17 protein-coding genes are annotated in these 19,983 nt (G+C 73.9%); all 17 read right to left on the reverse strand.

Going from position 1 to position 19,983, the window contains the following annotated elements; translation table 11 throughout:
* Positions 1–30 precede the first annotated feature (30 nt).
* Complete coding sequence (locus ACYVHQ_RS03230; RefSeq protein WP_460510691.1) at positions 31–1,488, reverse strand: glutamate synthase subunit beta; 1,458 nt, start codon at positions 1,486–1,488, stop codon at positions 31–33.
* Positions 1,481–6,058: a glutamate synthase large subunit gene (gene gltB, locus ACYVHQ_RS03235; RefSeq protein WP_460510692.1), complete on the reverse strand. Its 4,578-nt coding sequence runs from the start codon at positions 6,056–6,058 to the stop codon at positions 1,481–1,483. The genes ACYVHQ_RS03230 and gltB overlap by 8 nt, the downstream gene beginning before the upstream one ends.
* Positions 6,059–6,290: 232 nt before the next feature.
* Positions 6,291–7,298, reverse strand: coding sequence for a prolipoprotein diacylglyceryl transferase (lgt, locus tag ACYVHQ_RS03240; RefSeq protein WP_460510693.1), 1,008 nt, complete (start codon positions 7,296–7,298; stop codon positions 6,291–6,293).
* Between the two features lie 60 nt (positions 7,299–7,358).
* Positions 7,359–8,153, reverse strand: a complete 795-nt coding sequence (trpA, locus tag ACYVHQ_RS03245) for a tryptophan synthase subunit alpha (protein WP_460510694.1) — start codon at positions 8,151–8,153, stop codon at positions 7,359–7,361.
* Complete coding sequence (trpB, locus tag ACYVHQ_RS03250) at positions 8,150–9,358, reverse strand: tryptophan synthase subunit beta (protein ID WP_460510695.1); 1,209 nt, start codon at positions 9,356–9,358, stop codon at positions 8,150–8,152. Before trpB ends, trpA begins: the two co-directional genes overlap by 4 nt.
* 2 nt (positions 9,359–9,360) lie before the next feature.
* Positions 9,361–10,134, reverse strand: a complete 774-nt coding sequence (gene trpC / locus ACYVHQ_RS03255; RefSeq protein ID WP_460510696.1) for an indole-3-glycerol phosphate synthase TrpC — start codon at positions 10,132–10,134, stop codon at positions 9,361–9,363.
* Positions 10,135–10,371, reverse strand: a complete 237-nt coding sequence (locus ACYVHQ_RS03260) for a DUF6704 family protein (RefSeq protein WP_460510697.1) — start codon at positions 10,369–10,371, stop codon at positions 10,135–10,137.
* Positions 10,372–10,404: 33 nt separating this feature from the next.
* The gene (locus ACYVHQ_RS03265; RefSeq protein WP_460510698.1) at positions 10,405–11,022 is read right to left on the reverse strand and encodes a Trp biosynthesis-associated membrane protein; all 618 of its coding nucleotides are present in this window, start codon (positions 11,020–11,022) and stop codon (positions 10,405–10,407) included.
* Positions 11,019–12,545, reverse strand: a complete 1,527-nt coding sequence (locus ACYVHQ_RS03270) for an anthranilate synthase component I (protein ID WP_460510699.1) — start codon at positions 12,543–12,545, stop codon at positions 11,019–11,021. Before ACYVHQ_RS03270 ends, ACYVHQ_RS03265 begins: the two co-directional genes overlap by 4 nt.
* Complete coding sequence (gene hisI, locus ACYVHQ_RS03275) at positions 12,538–12,951, reverse strand: phosphoribosyl-AMP cyclohydrolase (RefSeq protein ID WP_460510700.1); 414 nt, start codon at positions 12,949–12,951, stop codon at positions 12,538–12,540. Before hisI ends, ACYVHQ_RS03270 begins: the two co-directional genes overlap by 8 nt.
* Positions 12,948–13,739 carry an imidazole glycerol phosphate synthase subunit HisF gene (gene hisF, locus ACYVHQ_RS03280; protein WP_460510701.1) on the reverse strand — a complete coding sequence of 264 codons (792 nt, stop codon included), beginning with the start codon at positions 13,737–13,739 and terminating at the stop codon, positions 12,948–12,950. Before hisF ends, hisI begins: the two co-directional genes overlap by 4 nt.
* A 1-nt stretch (position 13,740) precedes the next feature.
* Entirely contained in the window at positions 13,741–14,580 is an 840-nt protein-coding gene (gene hisG, locus ACYVHQ_RS03285) for an ATP phosphoribosyltransferase (protein ID WP_460510702.1), read from the reverse strand.
* Positions 14,581–14,648: 68 nt separating this feature from the next.
* On the reverse strand, positions 14,649–14,912 hold the full coding sequence (locus ACYVHQ_RS03290; protein WP_460510703.1) for a phosphoribosyl-ATP diphosphatase: 264 nt from the start codon (positions 14,910–14,912) through the stop codon (positions 14,649–14,651).
* Between the two features lie 10 nt (positions 14,913–14,922).
* Complete coding sequence (gene rpe, locus ACYVHQ_RS03295) at positions 14,923–15,573, reverse strand: ribulose-phosphate 3-epimerase (RefSeq protein ID WP_460510704.1); 651 nt, start codon at positions 15,571–15,573, stop codon at positions 14,923–14,925.
* 47 nt (positions 15,574–15,620) lie between these two features.
* The gene (locus ACYVHQ_RS03300) at positions 15,621–17,024 is read right to left on the reverse strand and encodes an RsmB/NOP family class I SAM-dependent RNA methyltransferase (protein ID WP_460510705.1); all 1,404 of its coding nucleotides are present in this window, start codon (positions 17,022–17,024) and stop codon (positions 15,621–15,623) included.
* Positions 17,021–17,947 (reverse strand): methionyl-tRNA formyltransferase, encoded by a 927-nt coding sequence (gene fmt, locus ACYVHQ_RS03305; RefSeq protein WP_460510706.1) that lies wholly within the window; start codon positions 17,945–17,947, stop codon positions 17,021–17,023. Before fmt ends, ACYVHQ_RS03300 begins: the two co-directional genes overlap by 4 nt.
* Positions 17,948–17,965: 18 nt before the next feature.
* Complete coding sequence (locus tag ACYVHQ_RS03310; protein WP_460510707.1) at positions 17,966–19,951, reverse strand: primosomal protein N' family DNA-binding protein; 1,986 nt, start codon at positions 19,949–19,951, stop codon at positions 17,966–17,968.
* Positions 19,952–19,983 lie beyond the last annotated feature (32 nt).

Below are 19,983 nucleotides of genomic sequence, written 5' to 3' on the forward strand. Positions count from 1 at the left end.
CACCCCACCCTATCCACCCGACGTCCGTCGTCAGACCGTCATCGCCCGATCGGTCGGGCGGACCGGCGAGGGCAGGACGGTCTCGCCCTCGAGGTACGCGTCGACCGCCGCGGCCGTGGCCCGCCCCTCGGCGATCGCCCAGACGATGAGGGACTGACCGCGACCGGCGTCCCCCGTGACGAAGACGCCCGGCTGCGACGTCTGGTAGTCGCCGCCGCGCTCGACCGTGCCCTGGTCGCCGAACGGCAGCGAGAGCTGCTGCTCGAGGTGCTCGCGCTCCGGGCCGGTGAAGCCGAGGGCCAGGAGGACCAGGTCGGCCGGGATGTCCCGCTCGGTCCCCGACTTCGGCACGCGCCGGCCGTCGACGTACTCGGTCTCGGCCACGCGCAGCCCGCGGACCTCGCCGACCTCGTTGGAGAGCAGCTCGACGGTCGAGGCGAGGTACTGACGCTCCCCGCCCTCCTCGTGGGCGCTCGACACCTCGAACAGGGTCGGCATCATCGGCCAGGGCTGGTCCGCCGGGCGCTCGCTCGGCGGCTGGGCCCCGATCGCGAGGTTCGTCACGCTGAGCGCACCCTGCCGGTGGGCGGTGCCGATGCAGTCGGCCCCGGTGTCGCCGCCGCCAAGGACGACGACGTGCTTGCCCTCGGCCGTGATCTGGTCCACGACCGCGTCGCCGGCCCCCGCCTTGTTCTGCTGGACGAGGTACTCCATGGCGAAGTGCACGCCGGACAGGTCGCGGCCCGGGATCGGCAGGTCGCGCGGGACGGTCGCGCCCGTGGCGACCACGACCGCGTCGTACCGCGCGCGCAGGTCGTCCCACGAGATGTCGACGCCGATCTCGACGCCCGCGCGGAAGCGGGTGCCCTCGGCGCGCATCTGCGCCAGGCGCAGCTCGATCTGCTTCTTCTCCATCTTGAAGTCGGGGATCCCGTACCGCATGAGGCCGCCGATGCGGTCCTCGCGCTCGTACACGGCGACCGTGTGGCCGGCACGCGTCAGCTGCTGCGCGGCCGCGAGCCCGCCTGGGCCCGACCCGACGACGGCCACGGTCTTGCCCGTGAGCCGCTCCGGCGGGTGCGGGGTGACCCAGCCGTTCGCGAACGCCTCGTCGATGATCGAGACCTCGACCTGCTTGATGGTCACCGGCGGCTGGTTGATGCCCAGCACGCAGGAGGACTCGCAGGGCGCGGGGCAGAGCCGGCCCGTCCACTCGGGGAAGTTGTTGGTGGCGTGCAGGCGTTCGCTGGCCTGCCGGCCCTCCCCGCGCCAGACGAGGTCGTTCCACTCGGGGATGAGGTTGCCGAGCGGGCAGCCCTGGTGGCAGAAGGGCACTCCGCAGTCCATGCACCGGCCCGCCTGGCGGCGGAGCGCGCCGCTCTCCTGCTGCTCGTAGACCTCCTTCCAGTCCATGAGCCGCACCGACACGGGACGTCGCTTCGGGAGCTCGCGCTCCTGGGTCTTCAGGAACCCCTTGGGGTCAGCCACCGGTCACCTCCAGGATCTGCTTCCAGGTCTCGTCGCCGTCGGGGTCGATCCCCGCGTCGACCGCCGCCTGCCGGGTGGCGAGGACGGCTGCGTAGTCGCGCGGCAGCACCTTCGTGAAGGCCGCGGACGTGGTGCCGAGGTCGGCGAGCAGGCGCTCGGCGACCGGTGATCCGGTCTCGGCCGCGTGCCTCCTGAGGAGGTCGGCCAGGATCTCGACGTCGGCGCTGCCGAGGGGGTGCAGCTGCAGCTCCCCCGATGCCAGGGCGTCGGCGTTGACCCGCTCGCGCTGCAGGTCGTGCACGTAGGCCGTGCCGCCGCTCATGCCGGCACCGAGGTTGCGCCCGGTCCCACCGAGGATCACGGCGAGACCGCCGGTCATGTACTCGAGCGCGTGGTCGCCCACGCCCTCGACGACGGCGCTCGCGCCCGAGTTGCGCACGAGGAACCGCTCCCCCACGATGCCCCTGATGAAGAGCGCGCCCTGGGTCGCGCCGTAGCCGATGACGTTGCCGGCGATGACGTTGTCCTCGGCGGCGAAGGGGCTGGCGGGGTCGGGGCGCACGACCACCGTGCCGCCGGAGAGGCCCTTGCCCACGTAGTCGTTGCTGTCGCCGACGAGGCGCAGGGTGACGCCGCCGGGCAGGAACGCGCCGAGCGACTGACCCGCGGACCCGGTGAGCGTGACGTCGATCGAGCCCTCGGGCAGCCCGTGCTCGCCGTGGCGGACCGTCACCTCGTGGCCGAGCATGGTGCCGACGGCGCGCTCGGTGTTGCGCACCGGGAGCGCGATCTCGACGCGACCACCGTGCTCGAGCACGTCGGACGCCCGGGCGATGAGCTGGTTGTCGAAGTGGTCCTCGAGCTCGTGGTCCTGGTCGCGCAGGTGGCGTCGCGGCGCGTCCGCGGGGAACGCGGGCCCCTCGAGCACCGGGCGCAGGTCGAGGCCGTCCGCCTTCCAGTGGTCGACGGCTCGGTCGACGTCGAGCAGGTCGCTGCGTCCGATCGCCTCGTCGAGGCTCCGCAGGCCCAGCGAGGCCAGCAGCTCGCGGACCTCCTGGGCGAGGAACTCGAAGAAGTTGACGACGAACTCGGGCTTGCCGCTGAACCGGGCCCGGAGCTCGGGGTTCTGCGTGGCGACGCCCACCGGGCAGGTGTCGAGGTGGCAGACGCGCATCATGACGCAGCCCTCGACGATGAGCGGGGCCGTCGCGAAGCCGTACTCCTCGCCGCCGAGCAGGGCGGCGACGAGCACGTCGCGCCCGGTCTTCATCTGACCGTCGACCTGCACGACGACGCGGTCGCGCATGCCGTTGAGCATGAGCGTCTGCTGCGTCTCGGCGAGGCCGATCTCCCACGGCGTGCCGGCGTGCTTGAGCGAGTTGACGGGGCTGGCACCCGTGCCCCCGTCGTGGCCGGAGACGAGCACGACGTCGGCCAGGGCCTTCGTGACGCCGGCCGCGACCGCTCCGATGCCGGACTGGCTCACGAGCTTGACGTGGATGCGCGCCGAGGGGTTCGCGCGCTTGGCGTCGAAGATGAGCTGCTTCAGGTCTTCGATGGAGTAGATGTCGTGGTGCGGCGGCGGAGAGATGAGGCCGACGCCCGCCGTGGCGTGGCGCGTGCGCGCGACCCACGGGTAGACCTTCGTCGGCGGCAGCTGGCCGCCCTCGCCGGGCTTGGCGCCCTGTGCCATCTTGAGCTGGATGTCGGTGGCGTGCGTGAGGTACATGCTCGTCACGCCGAACCGACCGGAGGCGATCTGCTTGACCGCGCTGCGACGCTCGGGGTCGAGCAGGCGCTCGACGTCCTCGCCCCCCTCGCCGGTGTTCGACTTGCCACCGAGCCGGTTCATGGCGATGGCGAGCGTCTCGTGCGCCTCCTTCGAGATGGAGCCGTAGCTCATCGCCCCCGTCGAGAAGCGCTTGACGATCGCCGAGATCGGCTCGACCTCGTCGAGCGGCACCGGCGGCAGCTCGCCCGTGCGGAGGCGGAACAGCCCGCGCAGGGTCATCAGCTGCTCGGCCTGGTCGTCGACGAGCTTCGAGTACTCGCGGAACACGTCGTAGCGGCGCGAGCGCGTCGCGTGCTGCAGGCGGAACACCGTCTCGGGGTTGAACAGGTGGGGCGGGCCCTCCCGGCGCCACTGGTACTCGCCACCGGTCGCCAGGCGCTCGTGCGCGACGAGGGAGCCGTCGGCGGGGTACGCGCTCTCGTGCCGTTGCTTGTTCTCGGTCGCGACCACGTCGATGCCGACGCCGCCGAGCATCGTCGAGGTCCCCGTGAAGTACGTGTCGACGAACTCCTGGCTGAGGCCGACCGCCTCGAAGGCCTGCGCGGCGGCGTAGCTCGAGACCGTCGAGATGCCCATCTTGGACATGATCTTGAGCACGCCCTTGCCGAGCGCCTTGATGAGGTTGTGCACGGCGTCCTCGGGGGTGAGCCCGGTGAGCATGCCCGAGCGCACGAGGTCCTCGCAGGTCTCCATCGCGAGGTAGGGGTTCACGGCCGAGGCGCCGTAACCGATCAGGGTCGCCACGTGGTGGACCTCGCGCACGTCGCCCGCCTCGACGATGAGCCCCACGCGCATGCGCTGCTCGGTGCGGATGAGGTGGTGGTGGACCGCGGCCAGCATGAGCAGCGACGGCACGGGCGCGAACTCGGGGTTGCTGTCGCGGTCGGACAGCACGATGAACTGCGCCCCGGCCTCGATGGCGTCGTCGACCTCGTTGCACATGGCCGCGATGCGCTTCTCGAGGGCACGGGGTCCCTTGTCGGCGCGGTAGAGCCCGCGGATGGTGCTCGTGACGCGCGAACCCGGGTCGGGGTCGATGTGCTGGATCTTGGCGAGCTCGTCGTTGTCGATGACGGGGAAGTCCAGGATCACCTGGCGGGCGTGCTCGGGAGTCGCGTCGAGCAGGTTGCGCTCCGGGCCGAGGCCGAGCGCGAGCGACGTCACCACCTGTTCGCGGATCGAGTCCAGCGGCGGGTTCGTCACCTGGGCGAACTGCTGCGTGAAGTAGTCGAACAGGAGGCGCGGGCGCTGCGACAGGACGGCGATCGGCGTGTCGCTGCCCATGGCGCCGAGGGGCTCCGCGCCCGTCTTCGCCATGGGCGTGAGCAGGATGCGGACCTCTTCTTCGGTGTAGCCGAAGGTGCGCTGGCGTCGCACGACGGAGGCCGGCGTGTGCACGATGTGCTCGCGGTCGGGCAGGTCGGACAGGTGGATGCGACCCTCGGCGAGCCAGTCGCCGTACGGGGCGCCGGCCGCGAGGTCGCGCTTGATCTCGTCGTCCTCGACGATGCGCCCCGCCTCCGTGTCGACCAGGAACATGGCGCCCGGGCGCAGCCGGCCCTTGCGCACGACCTTGGCCGGGTCGATGTCGAGCACGCCGATCTCGCTGGCGAGGACGACGAGGCCGTCGTCCGTGACCAGGTAGCGACCGGGGCGGAGCCCGTTGCGGTCGAGGGTGGCGCCCACGAGCGTGCCGTCGGTGAAGGTGACGGCGGCCGGGCCGTCCCACGCCTCCATGAGCATCGAGTGGTACTCGTAGAAGTCGCGCACGGCGGGGTCGATCTCGGCCTGGTTCTCCCACGCCTCGGGGACCATCATGAGGATCGCGTGCGGGAGCGAACGGCCCGTGAGGCTGAGCAGCTCGACGACCTCGTCGAACGAGGCCGAGTCGCTCGCCCCGGGGCTCACGATCGGCAGCAGCGGCTTGACGTCGCCGAGCAGCTCGGACTCGAGCTGGGACTGCCGCGCCCGCATCCAGTTGCGGTTGCCCCGGACCGTGTTGATCTCGCCGTTGTGCGCGATCATGCGGAACGGCTGGGCCAACGGCCACGACGGGAACGTGTTCGTCGAGTAGCGCGAGTGCACGATGGCCAGCTTCGACGCGAAGCGCTCGTCGCTGAGGTCGGGGTAGAAGGGCTCGAGCTGGAGGGTCGTGACCATGCCCTTGTAGACCATGGTCCGGCTGCTGAGCGAGGTGAAGTAGGCGGAGAGCTTGCGCTCGGCGCGCTTGCGCAGGCGGAACGCCTGGCGGTCCAGCGCCACGCCGGACAGCGCCTCGCCGTCCTCGTCGTGGCGTCGGCTGGCGACGAAGAGCTGCTCGAAGGCCGGCATGGCGTCGCGGGCGAGCTGGCCGAGCTCCTCCGGCCGGACCGGCACCTCGCGCCAACCGAGCACGTCGAGGCCCTCCAGGCCGGCGATGCGCTCGATGCCGGTCTTCAGCTCGGCGCGCTCCTGCGCGTCCGTCGGCAGGTAGGCCGTGCCCACCGCGTAGCGGCCGGCGTCGGGCAGCTCGAAGTCGACGACCGCGCGGAAGAACGCGTCGGGGACCTGGCAGAGGATCCCGGCGCCGTCGCCCGTGCCCGCGTCGGAGCCCACGGCCCCGCGGTGCTCGAGGTTGCGCAGGGCGCCGAGGGCGGCGTCGACGATGTCGTGCCCGGGCGTGCCGCGCAGGGTCGTGACCATGGCGAGGCCGCAGGCGTCCTTCTCGTGCGCGGGGTCGTAGAGCCCTGCGGCCTCGGGGACCGTGCTGAACTGCTGGTGGACTGGCGTGAGAGCCATGGGATCCGTCCTCACGAAGGTGTACCGGTACGGGAGCGGGACGTCGGCGGCCCGGGTCGAGTGACCGGGCCCGTGCCGTGACGGCAGGAGGCCCGGGAGCCCCAGGACGCAGGATCGTTGTCCGGGGCGCGGTCGAGGTGCCGCGACCGCTTGTGGCGGTCGCGAGGTGCAGCTCGTGTCGCGGAGGGGTGCCCGTTCCGCCCGTGGTGTCGGGTCGGCCGGGCGGGAGGTGCTAGGAGCGCGACGCGGCGGTCCGGTCGTGCACGTCGGGGTCGGAGGTGCCGGCGTCGACCGGCTCGAGATCGTCGTCCTCCGTGTAGACGTCGTCGGAGTCTACCCCAGCGCGCAGCTCGGCCGGGGAGCGACCGGGCACGTACGGGGAGGGCTGGCGGCCCGTGTGGCGGCGCTGGGCGAGGCCGATCACCACGATGCCGAGGACGATGGCCAGCAGCGACATCCAGACGTTGGTGCGGACGCCGGCGAAGAGCAGGCTGGGGTCGGTGCGGATGGTCTCGAAGACCGATCGTCCGATGCCGTACCAGATCAGGTAGAAGCCGAGTGCCTTGCCCCACTGCAGCGGCACGCGGCGCTCGATCAGGAGGAGGACCGCGACGCCGGCGAGCATCCAGAGGATCTCGTACAGGAAGGTGGGGTGGAACAGCGTGCCGGCGGGCAGTCCCGTGGGGTACGCAGGGTTCGACGACTCGATCTCGAGGCCCCAGGGCAGGTCGGTGGGCCAGCCGAAGAGCTCGTGGTTGAACCAGTTGCCGAGTCGACCCGAGGCCTGCGCGACGAGCAGGCCGGGGGCGAGGGCGTCGGCGAAGGCCGAGAAGCGCAGTCCCGCGTAGCGGCAGCCGAGCCAGACGCCCACGGCACCGAAGAGCAGGGCGCCGTAGATCGCGAGGCCGCCCTCCCAGACGGCGAACGCGCGCCACCACTCCTGCCCCGCGAAGTAGTCGGCGGGGTGCGTGACGACGTGGAAGAAGCGACCACCGATGATGCCGGCCGGCACGGCGAAGATCGCCACGTCGATGACGACCCAGCGCTCGGCGCCCCGCCGGGTCAGGCGGTGGTTCGTGATGAGCACCGCCGCGACGATGCCGACGAGGATGCACAGCGCGTAGGCATGGATCCGCAGCTCGCCGGGCAGGGCCGCGCCGAACGTCGAGTTGATCCACGAGGTGAGGTCGAAGTACTGCCACTCGACGGACGGGCTCGGGATGCTCAGGGGAACGTGCACGGGCGGTGACGCCTTTCAGGGAGGACGGTGTGACGCGCTGCCGGAGGCCCGGCGACGGCGCTAGACGACTCTAGCGCCCGAGGCGAGGTCCGCCGCGACGTCGGCGAGCTGCGGCACGCCGCCCTCGGCCAGGGCTCGCACGAAGGCCGAGCCGACGATGGCGCCGTCGGCGTAGCCGAGGACCTCGCGCACCTGCTGGGCGGTGGAGATGCCGAGGCCGACGCAGGCGTGCTCGACGTCGACCGCGCGGAGGCGGGCGACGAGCGTCGCCGCGGCCGCGTCGACGTCGCTGCGCGCTCCCGTGATGCCCATCGTCGAGACGGTGTAGACGAACCCGCGGCTCGCGGCCACGGCCTGTCGGAGGCGTGCCTCGCTGGACGAGGGGGCCGCGAGGAAGACGCGGTCGAGATCGGCCGCCTCGGAGGCGGCCAGCCAGGCCGAGGCCTCGTCGGGGATGAGGTCGGGCGTGATGAGGCCTGCTCCCCCGGCCGCCGCGAGGTCGTCCGCGAAGCGCTGGACGCCGTACTGCTCGACGGGGTTCCAGTAGGTCATGACCACCACGGGCGACTCGACCGCCGACGTGATCTCGCGGACGGCCGTGAAGACGTCGCGCACGCGGAAGCCCTCGGCGAGCGAGCGCTGGGTGGCGGCCTGGATGACGGGGCCGTCCATGACCGGGTCGCTGTACGGCAGGCCGAGCTCGATCACGTCGATGCCCGAGCGCGCCATGGCGACCGCCGCCTCGACGCTCGTGCCCAGCGTCGGGAAGCCGACCGGGAGGTAGCCGATGACGGCCCCCGCGCCCTCCTGCTTGCTCGCGCGGATCGCCGCGCCGACGGTGCTCTCGGTGCTCACAGCTGCTGTGCCTCCTCGTCGAGCACGCCGAAGTAGCGGCTCGCGGTCGCGACGTCCTTGTCGCCGCGCCCGCTCAGCGAGACGAGGATCGTCCAGTCCGGGTGCTCCTGGCCGAGCCGGAGGGCGCCGGCCAGGGCGTGCGCCGACTCGATGGCCGGCAGGATGCCCTCGGTGCGCGTGAGGAGGCGGAAGGCCTCCATCGCCTCGGCGTCGGTGACCGGGAGGTACTCCGCGCGCCCCGTCTCGGACAGCCAGGCGTGCTCGGGCCCGACGCTCGGGTAGTCGAGGCCGGCCGAGATGGAGTGGCTGTCGATGGTCTGGCCGTCGTCGTCCTGCATGAGGTACGACTTGGCGCCCTGGAGGTTGCCGACCTTGCCGAGGGTGATGGACGCCGCGTGGCGGCCCGTCTCGACGCCGTCACCGCCGGCCTCGAAGCCGAACAGGCGGACGTCGGCGTCGTCGAGGAACGCGTGGAAGATGCCCATGGCGTTCGAGCCGCCGCCCACGCAGGCCGCGACGGCGTCGGGGAGGGCACCCGTGAGGTCGAGGACCTGCTGGCGAGCCTCCTCGCCGATGATCTTGTGGAAGTCGCGCACCATGGCCGGGAACGGGTGGGGGCCGGCCACCGTGCCGAGCACGTAGTGCGTCGTGTCGACGCTCGCCACCCAGTCGCGCATGGCGTCGTTGATGGCGTCCTTCAGGGTGCGCGAACCGGTCGCGACGGAGACGACCTCGGCACCGAGCAGGCGCATGCGGGCGACGTTGAGCGCCTGGCGCTCGGTGTCGACCTGACCCATGTAGACGACGCACTCCATGCCGAACAGCGCGGCGGCGGTGGCCGTCGCGACGCCGTGCTGACCGGCGCCCGTCTCGGCGATGAGGCGCGTCTTGCCCAGGCGACGGGCGAGCAGGGCCTGCCCGAGCACGTTGTTGATCTTGTGCGACCCGGTGTGGTTCAGGTCTTCGCGCTTGAGGACGATCCGGGCCCCGCCCGCGTGCTGCGCGAAGCGCGGGACCTCGGTGATGATCGACGGGCGCCCCGTGTAGGTCGCGTGCAGGGCCGTCAGCTCGGCCGCGAACTCGGGGTCGACGGCTGCGGCGCGGTACGCCTCGTCGAGCTCGTCGAGGGCCGCCACCAGGGACTCGGGGACGAAGCGTCCGCCGAAGGAGCCGAAGTACGGCCCGGTCATGTCGCGCAGGGCCATGGTCAGGCCTCCAGGAAGGTCGAGACGGCGGCGACGGGGTCGCCGTGGGTGACGAGGGCCTCGCCGACGAGGACGACGTCGGCACCGGCCCGTCGGTAGTGGGCGACGTCGGCCGGGCTGGTGACGGCGGACTCGGCGACGCGCGTGACGCCCTGCGGGATCGCGTCGGCGAGACGACCGAAGAGGTCCTGGTCGAGCTCGAACGTCGTCAGGTCGCGCGCGTTGACGCCGAGCAGCTGCGCCCCGGCGTCGAGGCCCCGGGAGACCTCGTCGGCCGAGTGGGCCTCGACGAGCGCGGTCATGCCGAGCTGCTGGACGAGCTCGTGCAGCTCGACGAGACGGCGCTGCTCGAGCCCGGCGACGATCAGCAGCACGAGGTCGGCGCCCGCGGCCCTGGCCTCGAGGACCTGGTAGGGATCGCCGATGAAGTCCTTGCGGAGCACGGGGACGGAGACGACCTCGCGGACGGCCTCGAGGTCGTCGAGCGAGCCCTTGAAGCGGCGCCCCTCGGTGAGGACGCTGATGGCCGAGGCCCCGCCCGTCTCGTACGAGGCGGCGAGGGCGGCCGGGTCGGGGATCGTCGCGAGGTCGCCGCGCGACGGCGACGCCCGCTTCACCTCGGCGATGAGCTTGACGCGCTCGGCGGGGCTCAGGGCGGCCCGGGCGTCGAGCGCGGCAGGCCGGGCCAGCGCGGCGGCCTCGACCTGGGCGAGGGGAAGGGCGTCGCGGCGGGCGGAGGCATCGGCCAGCGCCCCGGCGAAGAGGTCGTCGAGCACTTAGTCGTGCGCCTTCGGCACGTAGCGGTGACCGCCCACGCCGTAGCCGAGCTTCTTCATGACGAGCCCGACGACGAGGCCGACGACGAGGAGCCCCACGGCGGCCCAGACGACCCACGCGATGGCGAAGAAGAACGCCAGCGTGCCGATCGTGAAGGCGACCAGCATGATGATCACGGCCGTCCAGGCGGCGGGGGAATTGCCGTGTCCGAGGTCGTCGGTCGTCTCAGTGCTCACAGTGCTCCTTGGTGTGTCCGGTACCCGACCAGCCTACCGGCTGCGGTCGTGGCCGTCGGCCTGACCGGCCGTCGGGTCGTCGCCGCCCGAGAGGGAGTCCCACGCGGCGGCCGGGTCCTGCGAGGGGTCGGCCTGCTCCAGGCGCACGGCCTGGTACTTGCGCGTGGCGGCGGGCCAGCGTCGTGCGGTGAGGGCGACCGCGGCACCGTGGAGCACCGTGAGCAGCCCGGCCGCGAGGCCCGCCCAGGGCCAGGGGGTGCCGGCCACCGACGTGACGAGGTCGTCGAGGCTCCTGCTGCCGTCGACGCCCGTCGCCGCGGTGACCGCGCTGCCCGAGACGCCCACGGGGTCGCCGACGGCGAGCACGGCCGAGAGGGCCACGCACGCGCCGAGGAGGGCCTGGAGGACGCCGAGCACGACGCGGAAGACGACGCCCGCGATGGTCAGCGCCCCGACGAGGGCGAGGCTGGCCAGGGCCAGCGCCGCCAGGGCGCCGCCCGCGACGTCGCCGTCGCTCGTGACGTCGACGGACCCGCCCTGGGGCGCCCGCACCGCCAGCACGAACCACGGCTGCGTCCACGCGAGCAGCGTGAGCGCCGCGAGCACGAGGCCCGACAGGACGAGGACGAGCTTGAGGCGCCGGGGGGTCATCGACCGAGCCTCGTGAGGGCGTTGGCGACCGCGACGGCGCGGAGGGGGGCCGCCGCCTTGTTGCGTGCCTCCTGCCCCTCGGCCTCGGGGTCGCTGTCGGACACCAGCCCGGCGCCCGCCTGCACGCGGGCGGTGCCGCCCTGCAGCAGCACCGTGCGGATGGCGATCGCGAGGTCGGCCGAGCCGGCGAAGTCGAAGTAGCCCACCACTCCCCCGTAGACGCCGCGCTGGGCGGGCTCCAGGGCGTCGATGATCTCGAGCGCCCGGGGCTTGGGGGCGCCCGACAACGTGCCCGCCGGGAAGGTCGCACGGAACGCGTCGACCGCGTCGCGCCCCGGGGCGAGGTCGCCCTCGACGCTCGAGACCAGGTGCATGATGTGGCTGAAGCGCTCGACCTGCATGAACTCGGTGACGCCCACCGAGCCCGGCGTGCACACCTTGAGCAGGTCGTTGCGGGCCAGGTCGACGAGCATGAGGTGCTCGGCGCGCTCCTTGGGGTCGGTGGCCAGCTGGTCGGCGAGGAGCGCGTCCTCCTCGGGCGTGGCCCCGCGCGGCTTCGAGCCCGCGATGGGGTGCGTGTAGACCCGGCGCCCCTCCACCTTGACGAGCGCCTCGGGCGACGAGCCGACGATCGTGTAGGGCTCGCCCGAGTCGTCCTCGAAGGAGACCAGGTACATGTACGGGCTCGGGTTCACGGTGCGGAGGACCCGGTAGACGTCCAGGGGCTCGGCGGTGAGCTCGTGGTCGAAGCGCTGCGAGATGACGACCTGGAAGACGTCGCCGTCGCGGATGTGCTCCTTCGACCGCTCGATCGCCCGGGCGTACTCGGCGTCGGTCGTCCGGCGCCGGGGCTCCGGCACGACGTCGAGGGCGACGTCGGAGAGGTGGGCCTCGCTGGGGGCGGCCAGGCCGGCCTGCAGGCGGTCCAGGCGGGACTGGGCGTCGGCCCAGAGGGCGTCCGGGTCGTCCTGGCCGTCCACCAGCGCCGTGGCGACGAGCAGGACCGCGCCCGTGCGGTGGTCGAGCGCGACGAGCTCGCTCACGAAGCTGAAGGCTTGCGACGGCACCTCGAACTCGGCGGGCGGCCCGGAGGGCAGGTGCTCGAGCTCGCGGACGGCCTCCCAGCCGACGAACCCGACGAGGCCGCCCGTGAGGGGCGGCAGGCCGGGGATCCGCGGCGTCGCCCAGCGCGCGTGCAGCGCTGCCAGCACCTCGAGGGGCGTGCCGGTCGCGTCGCCCAGTGCCCGCTCGCGGCTGAGGCCGTGGTCGTGCCAGACGACCTCGTCGCCCGAGGTCGTGAGGACCCCGAAGGACGCCGCGCCGACGAAGGACCACCGGGACCAGATGCCGCCCTGCTCGGCGCTCTCGAGCAGGAACGTGCCCGGTCGACCCCCGGCGAGCTTGCGGTGGACGCCCACCGGCGTCTCGCCGTCGGCGAAGAGGTCGCGCACGACGGGCACCACGCGGTGCCCCTCGAGCAGGGCGTCGAACTGCTCGCGCGTCGTGGAGGACCGGTCAGCCACGGGAGGGCTCCTCTCCGGACGCGGACCCGGGTGCCGAGGCCGTGACCGGGGCCAACGGCTCGACGTCGAAGCACGAGTGCTCGCCCGTGTGGCAGGCGGCCCCCACCTGCTGCACGGTGACGAGCAGCACGTCGGCGTCGCAGTCGAGCGCGGCGGCCCGGACGTACTGCGCGTGGCCGGAGGTGTCGCCCTTGCGCCAGTACTCCCGACGGGACCGGGACCAGAACGTGACCCTGCCCTCGGTGAGGGTGCGCGTCAGGGCCTCGGCGTCCATCCAGCCCATCATGAGGACGTCCTTGGTGCCCTCCTGCTGGACGATGGCGGGCAGGAGGCCGTCCCCGTCGAACCGGGCGCGGCCGACGACCGCCGCGGCCGTCTCGCGCGTCAGCACCTCGCCGCCTCTCATCGGACCGCTCCCGTGCGCACCGTGGCGCCGGAGGCCGCGAGGGCGTCCTTCACCTGGCCCACCGTGAACTCGCGCGCGTGGAAGACGCTCGCCGCGAGCACCGCGTCGGCGCCCGCCTCGATCGCCGGGGCGAAGTGCTCGAGGCGACCCGCGCCTCCTGAGGCGACGACCGGCACTCGGCTGACCTCGCGCATGGTCGAGACCAGCTCGAGGTCGAAGCCCTGCTTCGTGCCGTCGGCGTCGATCGAGTTGACGAGCAGCTCCCCCGCGCCGCGCTCGACGGCCTCACGGGCCCAGGCGACCGCGTCGAGCGTCGTCTCGGTGCGTCCACCGTGCGTCGTGACGACGAAGCCGCTCGGCGTGGCGCTCGAGCGCTTGACGTCGAGCGACAGCACCACGCACTGGGCCCCGAACCGGTCGGCGATCTCGCCGACGAGGTCGGGGCGGGCGATGGCCGCGCTGTTCACGCCGATCTTGTCGGCACCGGCGGCCTGGAGCCGGGCGACGTCGTCCGTCGACCGCACGCCGCCGCCGACCGTGAGCGGGATGAAGACCTGCTCCGCGGTCGCCCGGACGACGTCGTAGGTCGTCGACCGCTCGTCGACCGTGGCGGTGACGTCGAGGAAGGTGATCTCGTCGGCACCCTGCTCGTAGTAGCTGCGGGCGAGCTCGACCGGGTCGCCCGCGTCGCGCAGGTCGAGGAAGTTCACGCCCTTGACGACACGGCCGGCGGCGACGTCGAGGCACGGGATGACGCGGACGGCGAGCGACGCCGACGACGCGGCCACCTCAGAGCCTCGCGGCGTGGATGGGGCTGACGAGGATCGCCCGCGCGCCGAGGTCGTAGAGGGCGTCCATGACCTGGTTGGTGTCGCGGCGGGGCACCATGACGCGCACGGCGGCCCACTCGGGGTCGTGCAGCGGCGAGACGGTCGGCGACTCCATGCCGCGCGCGATGGCCGTCGCCGCCTCGAGCTTGGCCACGGGCACGTCGTAGTCCATGAGCACGAACTGCCGGGCCACGAGCACGCCCTGCAGGCGGCGGTGCAGCACCGACAGCCCGGGCGTCTCGTCGTCGGCCGTGACGAGCACGGCCGTCGACTCGAGGATGACCGGGCCGAAGATCTCGAGGCCGGCCGCGCGCAGCGTGCCCCCGGTCTCGACGACGTCGGCGATGCCGTCCGCGACGCCGAGCTGGACGGCGCTCTCCACCGCGCCGTCGAGGCGGACGAGCTCGGCCGAGACGCCCTCGCGGTCGAGGAACGCGCCCACGAGACCCGGGTAGCTCGTGGCCACCCGCTTGCCCTGCAGGTCGGCGAGGTCGTGGAAGGCGCCCCGCGGCCCCGCGAAGCGGAACGTCGACCGGCCGAAGTCGAGCGGCGCCAGCTCGTGGGCGGGCGACAGGCTGTCGAGCAGCAGGTCGCGGCCGGTGATGCCGACGTCGAGGGCGCCCGAGCCGACGTAGGTCGCGATGTCGCGTGGCCGGAGGTAGAAGAACTCGACGCCGTTGCGCTCGTCGAGCACGTGCAGGGTCTTGGTGTCACGTCGCCCCACGTAGCCGGCCTCGGCCAGCATCTCGGAGGCGGTCTCGCTGAGGGAGCCCTTGTTGGGTACTGCTACGCGGAGCATGGTGCGTTCCGTCCGGTCGGCGCCGCCCGAGAGCGGCGCGGGGGGTGGTGAGGGGTTCGGGGACGGACTCAGAGATGTCGGTAGACGTCGGCGGGCGTGAGCCCCTTGGCCACCATGAGCACCTGCAGGTGGTAGAGCAGCTGGCTGATCTCTTCTGCCGTGGCGACGTCGCCCTCGTACTCGGCGGCCATCCAGACCTCGGCCGCCTCCTCGACGATCTTCTTGCCGATCTGGTGGACCCCGGCGTCGAGCTCGGCGACGGTGCCCGACCCCTCGGGTCGGGTGCGGGCCTTCTCGGTCAGCTCGGTGAAGAGCTCGTCGAACGATTTCACGTCGCCCAGGTTACCGGGCCGCGGCGGCACGCAGCGCCGCGATGCGTTCCGCGGGCTCGCCACCGTAGACGGCCGAGCCGGCGACGATCGTGTCGGCCCCGGCCGAGACGGCCGTGCCGATCGTGTCGACCGTGATGCCGCCGTCGACCTCGAGCCACACGTCGAGGCCGGAGGCGTCGACCGCCTCGCGTGCACGGCGCAGCTTGGGCATCGTCTCGGGCCGGAAGGACTGCCCGCCGAAGCCCGGCTCGACGGTCATGACGAGGATCATGTCGAACTCGTCGAGGGTGCGGAGGAGGGGTTCGACGTCGGTGCCGGGCTTCACGGCGACGGAGGCGCGTGCGCCGGCGCTGCGGATCGCCCGCGCGGTGGCCACCGGGTCGGCGGCGGCCTCGAGCGAGAAGGTCACCGACGAGGCACCGGTCTCGGCGTACCGCGGTGCCCAGCGGTCGGCGTCCTCGATCATGAGGTGCACGTCGAGCGGCACCGGGCTGACCTCCTGGAGCCGCTGGACGACGGGGAGGCCGAGGGTGAGGTTGGGCACGAAGTGCCCGTCCATGACGTCGACGTGGACGAGGTCGGCGTCGGCGATGCGCGCCAGGTCGCGCTCGAGGTTCGCGAAATCGGCGGACAGGATGCTGGGGCTGATGCGCACGGACACGCCGAGAGCTTACCGGGGCCGGGCAGGGAGGCCGCGGAGCGGCCTCGTCACGAGGCCGCTCCGGTGCCCGTGCCGCCGGCCCCGCCGCGCTTGACGAGCAGCGCCACGAACATGGCGTCCGTGCCGTGGCGGTGCGGCCACAGCTGGGCGTACGGTCCCGACGCGAGGTCGAGGTCGACCCCGGGGCGGGCGGCGTCGCCGACCGTCCGCGCGGCGTCGGCGAGGTCGACGACGCCCTCGTGCCGCCGCAGGCCCGCCTCGACGACCGCGCGGGTCTCGGCGAGGTGGGGCGAGCAGGTCACGTAGGCGAGCACGCCACCGGGAGCCAGGGCCGCGACGGCCGAGTCGAGCAGCTCGCCCTGGAGCGCGCTGAGCTCCCCCACGTCGCCGGGCTGCTTGCGCCAGCGGGCCTCCGGGCGTCGTCGGAGGGCTCCGAGACCGGTGCACGGGGCGTCGAGCAGCACGCGGTCGTACCGGCCGGGCTCCTCGGTGCCGACGAGGCGCCCGTCGCCCTGGCGCACCTCGACGTCGCCGGGCACGGTGGCCAACGCCTGTCGGACGAGCCCGACCCGCGCCGGCACGACCTCGTTGGCGACGAGGGACGCCCCCGCGACCGCGGCCTCGGCGGCGAGGAGCGCGGCCTTGCCGCCCGGTCCGGCGCAGAGGTCGAGCCACCGCTCCCCCGGCACCGCGGGACGGAAGCGGCTGAGCGCGAGCGCCGCCAGCTGCGAGCCCTCGTCCTGCACGCGCGCACGACCGGAACGGACCGCCTCGCCGCGGGACGGGTCGCCGCCCGCGCTCGTGACCGCCAGCGGGGAGACCCGGCCGGGCTCGCCCTCGAGCTCGTCGGGCGTGGAGAGCCCGGGCAGGGCCACGAGCCCCACGCGGGGAGCGACGTTGTCGGCGGCGAGGAGGTCGACCAGCTCGTCGGCCCGTCCCTCGGCCGCGAGCGACCGGCGGAGGGCCCGCACGACCCAGGTGGGGTGCGACCACTCGGCGGCGATGCGGTCGTCGTCGCTGGTGGCGCCCTCGAGCACGCGCTCGCGCCAGGTCTCGGGCGTCGAGCGCGAGATCGTCCGCAGGACGCCGTTGACGAAGCCCGTGCCGGCCCGGCCCGAGACCTCCCGGGCCAGCGACACCGTCTCGTCGACGGCCGCGTGGGCCGCCACGCGGGTCGACAGCAGCTGGTGCGCACCGAGGCGGAGCACGTCGAGCAGCTCGGGATCGATCGCGGTCACCGGCCGCCGGGCGGCGAGGGCGAGCACGCGGTCGTAGTAGCCGCGCATCCGCAGGGTGCCGTACGTCAGCTCGGTGGCGAGGGCGGCGTCCTTCGCGTCGAGGCCGGCACGCAGGATCCGTTGCGGCAGGAGGAGGTTCGCGTAGGCGTCGTCGTGCTCCACGGCCCGCACGACGTCGAACGCCACGGACCGGGCCGGCTGCACGCGGCTCATGCGAGCCTCCTGTCGTCGTGCCCGGACAGGCCCCGCCACCAGTCGGCCGCCGCCATCGGCTTCTTGCCGGCCGGCTGGACGCGCACGAGCTCGAGGGGGTCGGTGCCCGTGCCGACGAGCACGCGGCGGGCGTCGAGGTGCAGCTCACCGGCTCCGGCCGGGGGGACGTCGCCGGTCGTGGCACGCAGCTCGAGGACCTTGAGGCGGTCGCCCCGGTGCTGGACGTGCGCGCCCGGCTCGGGCGTCACGCCCCGCCAGCGGTCGAGCACCGTGCGGGCCGGCGCCGCGAGGTCGAGGCGGCCGTCGTCGAGCGTGAGCTTGGGGGCGGTCGTGACCTCGCCCTCCTGCTCGCGCGCCCGGGCCGTGCCGTCGGCGAGGCCGCCCACGACGTCGGCCACGAGGTCGGCACCGCGGAGCGCCAGGGCGTCGAGGAGCTCCCCCGCCGTCTCGGTCCCCGTGAGCGGGTGCTCGAGGACGCCCAGCACGGCCCCCGCGTCGAGCTCGGGCACCAGCTGGAACACCGTGGCCCCGGTGACCGCGTCGCCCGCCACCAGCGCGCGCTGCACGGGAGCCGCGCCGCGCCAGCGCGGCAGCACCGAGAAGTGCAGGTTGACCCAGCCGAGCCGGGGCCCGCTGAGCAGGGGCTCGCGCAGGAGCGCGCCGTAGGCCACGACCACGCCCAGGTCGGGCTCCAGGGCCAGGAGGCGCTCCGTCACCTCGGCGTCGAGGCGTCGCGCCTTGACGACGGGCAGGCCGAGCCGCTCCGCCTCGACCGCGACGGGCGTGGGGGTCAGCACGCGCCGGCGACCCTGGGGGGTGTCGTCCCGGGTGAGGACGGCGACGATCTCGTGCTCGGGCCGGGCGGCCAGGGCGGTGAGGGTGGGCACGGCGGCGGCCGGGCTGCCGGCGAGGACGAGGCGCACGAGCGGGGCCTTTCGGGATCAGTCGGCGAAGGGCTCGACGTCGTCGAACCGCACTCTGAGTGTAGGGAGGGCGCGCCCACGGCCCTGACCGAGCGCCTTGCGCCGGTCGACGGCGGCCCGCACGACCTCCGCGCGGAGGGCCTGCGCCACCTCGGCGCCCCGGGCGTAGTCGAAGCGCACGACGGCCCGGTCCCCGCCCGGCACCTCGACCGGGCCGAGCGTCTCGCGGCGGACGTCGTCGGGCAGGGCCTCGAGGGCCCGCGCGACGCCCCCGGTCGTGCCCGTGACGGTCGCCACGCGCACGGCCGGCGGGAAGCGCAGGTCCCGCCTGTCGGCGAGCTCGCCCGAGGCGAAGCGCGGCAGCTGCCAGGTCGCCAGCGCGGCGGCAGGAGCCCCGCCCACGCCCACGAGGACGACCGGCGCCCGGCGCGCCGCCAGCGCCGCGGCGTTGGCCCAACCGCGCACGCAGTCCTCGGCGACGCGAAGGCTCTCGCGCGCCAGCATGCGCTCGCCGTCGAGCAGGAGCACGGCCCGGTAGCCGCCGGGGGCGACCGGTTCGGCACCGCGCACCGCCACGATCACCGCGGGCTCGTCGTCGACCCGGGTGAGGCGCCGGGAGCCGTCCGAGACGACGACCTTCACGCCCGGGAACGCCCGCCCGAGCTCGTCGGCGGTCCGGGTCGCACCGCTCCCCACGGAGCGCAGGCGCGTGCCCTCGCAGGTGGGGCAGGTCCAGCCGACGGCGAGGGCGCCGCACCAGGCGCAGGCAGGCACGGCGCCGGCCGAGCGCTGGTGCAGCGGGCCGCCGCAGACCGGGCAGCGGGCGATGTCGCCGCAGTCGGCGCACCCCAGCCGCGGGGCGTGGCCGGGGCGCGCGACCTGCACGAGGACGGGACCGTGCTCGAGCGCCGCCCGTGCCTCCTGCCAGGCGGTCGAGGGGATGCGCGCCTGGGCCGCGAAGCCGTCCTGGGCGGCCTGCTGCGCGGTCGGCACGACGTGCGGCTGGTACCTGGGGTCGGGCCGGACGTCCGCGAGGAAGCCGATCTCGACGAGCCGCTGGACGTCGGTGCTGCGGGCGTGCGAGAGGAACACCAGGGCCGCGGACTGCTGGGTCGAGCGCAGGAGCGCCGTGTCGCGGGCGTGGACGTAGGGGGCCAGCGGCTCGGCGAAGGACTCGTCGCCGTCGTCGACGACGACGACGAGGCCGGTGCGCGACGACGGCGCGAGCAGCACCGAGCGGTTCCCCACGACGACGACCGCGTCGTCGGAGCGTGCCCGCAGCAGGGCCCGGTAGCGGTCGGGGTTCGACTGGCCGGAGTCGAGCCGCACGATCCGCTCGGGCGGCAGCACCTCGGCCAGCGCCGTGAGCACGTGCTCGAGGTCGCGGTGGTCGGGCACGGCGAGGATCGCGTCGTCGCCGTCGGCCAGCGCGACCGTGGCGAGCTCGACGGCCGTCGCCGCCCAGGCCGCGATCCAGTCGCCGCCCTCCGTCGGGACGAGCAGGGGGACGGCCTCGACGGCCGCGCGGCCCCGCCCGCGCACGAGGCCCGGCAGGTCGGTCGAGCGGTAGTGCTGGACGGGCAGCGCCTCGACCGGCGAGAGGCGGTCCTGGGGCTCGGCGGCAGCGGCGCCGCCGTCACCGGACGACGACGCCGCCTCTCGCGCGGCCAGCCACGCCTTCTCCACGCGCACCTGGCGCGGCGGCACGGCGAGGCGCAGCACGTCGCTGGCGGAGCCCCCGGCCCGGTCGGCCACCGCTCGCGCGAGCCGCCAGACCTCGGGGGCCAGGACGGGGACGGGAGAGACGAGCGCCTCGAGCTCGCTCAGCTCACCGCCGTGCTCGGACTCGGCGACGACCTCGACCACCCACGCGTCGGCGATGCGCCCCGCCGATCGCAGGGGCACCGACACGCGGACCCCCGGCACGACCTCGTCGACGAGGGCCGCCGGGACCGCGTAGTCGAACAACCGGTCGAGCTGGGGCAGCGGCGAGTCGACGAGCACCCGTGCGACGGCTGCCGGGGACCGACCGGACA

The organism is Frigoribacterium salinisoli (assembly GCF_054781095.1).

Excerpts from the sequence above, each read along its gene's own strand:
- hisI (WP_460510700.1), bottom strand. The coding sequence starts at position 12,951 with ATGAGAGGCGGCGAGGTGCTGACGCGCGAGACGGCCGCGGCGGTCGTC.
- hisG (WP_460510702.1), bottom strand. The coding sequence starts at position 14,580 with ATGCTCCGCGTAGCAGTACCCAACAAGGGCTCCCTCAGCGAGACCGCC.
- trpB (WP_460510695.1), bottom strand. The coding sequence starts at position 9,358 with ATGGCCCTGCGCGACATGACCGGGCCGTACTTCGGCTCCTTCGGCGGA.
- ACYVHQ_RS03265 (WP_460510698.1), bottom strand. The coding sequence starts at position 11,022 with ATGACCCCCCGGCGCCTCAAGCTCGTCCTCGTCCTGTCGGGCCTCGTG.
- gltB (WP_460510692.1), bottom strand. The coding sequence starts at position 6,058 with ATGGCTCTCACGCCAGTCCACCAGCAGTTCAGCACGGTCCCCGAGGCC.
- ACYVHQ_RS03300 (WP_460510705.1), bottom strand. The coding sequence starts at position 17,024 with ATGAGCCGCGTGCAGCCGGCCCGGTCCGTGGCGTTCGACGTCGTGCGG.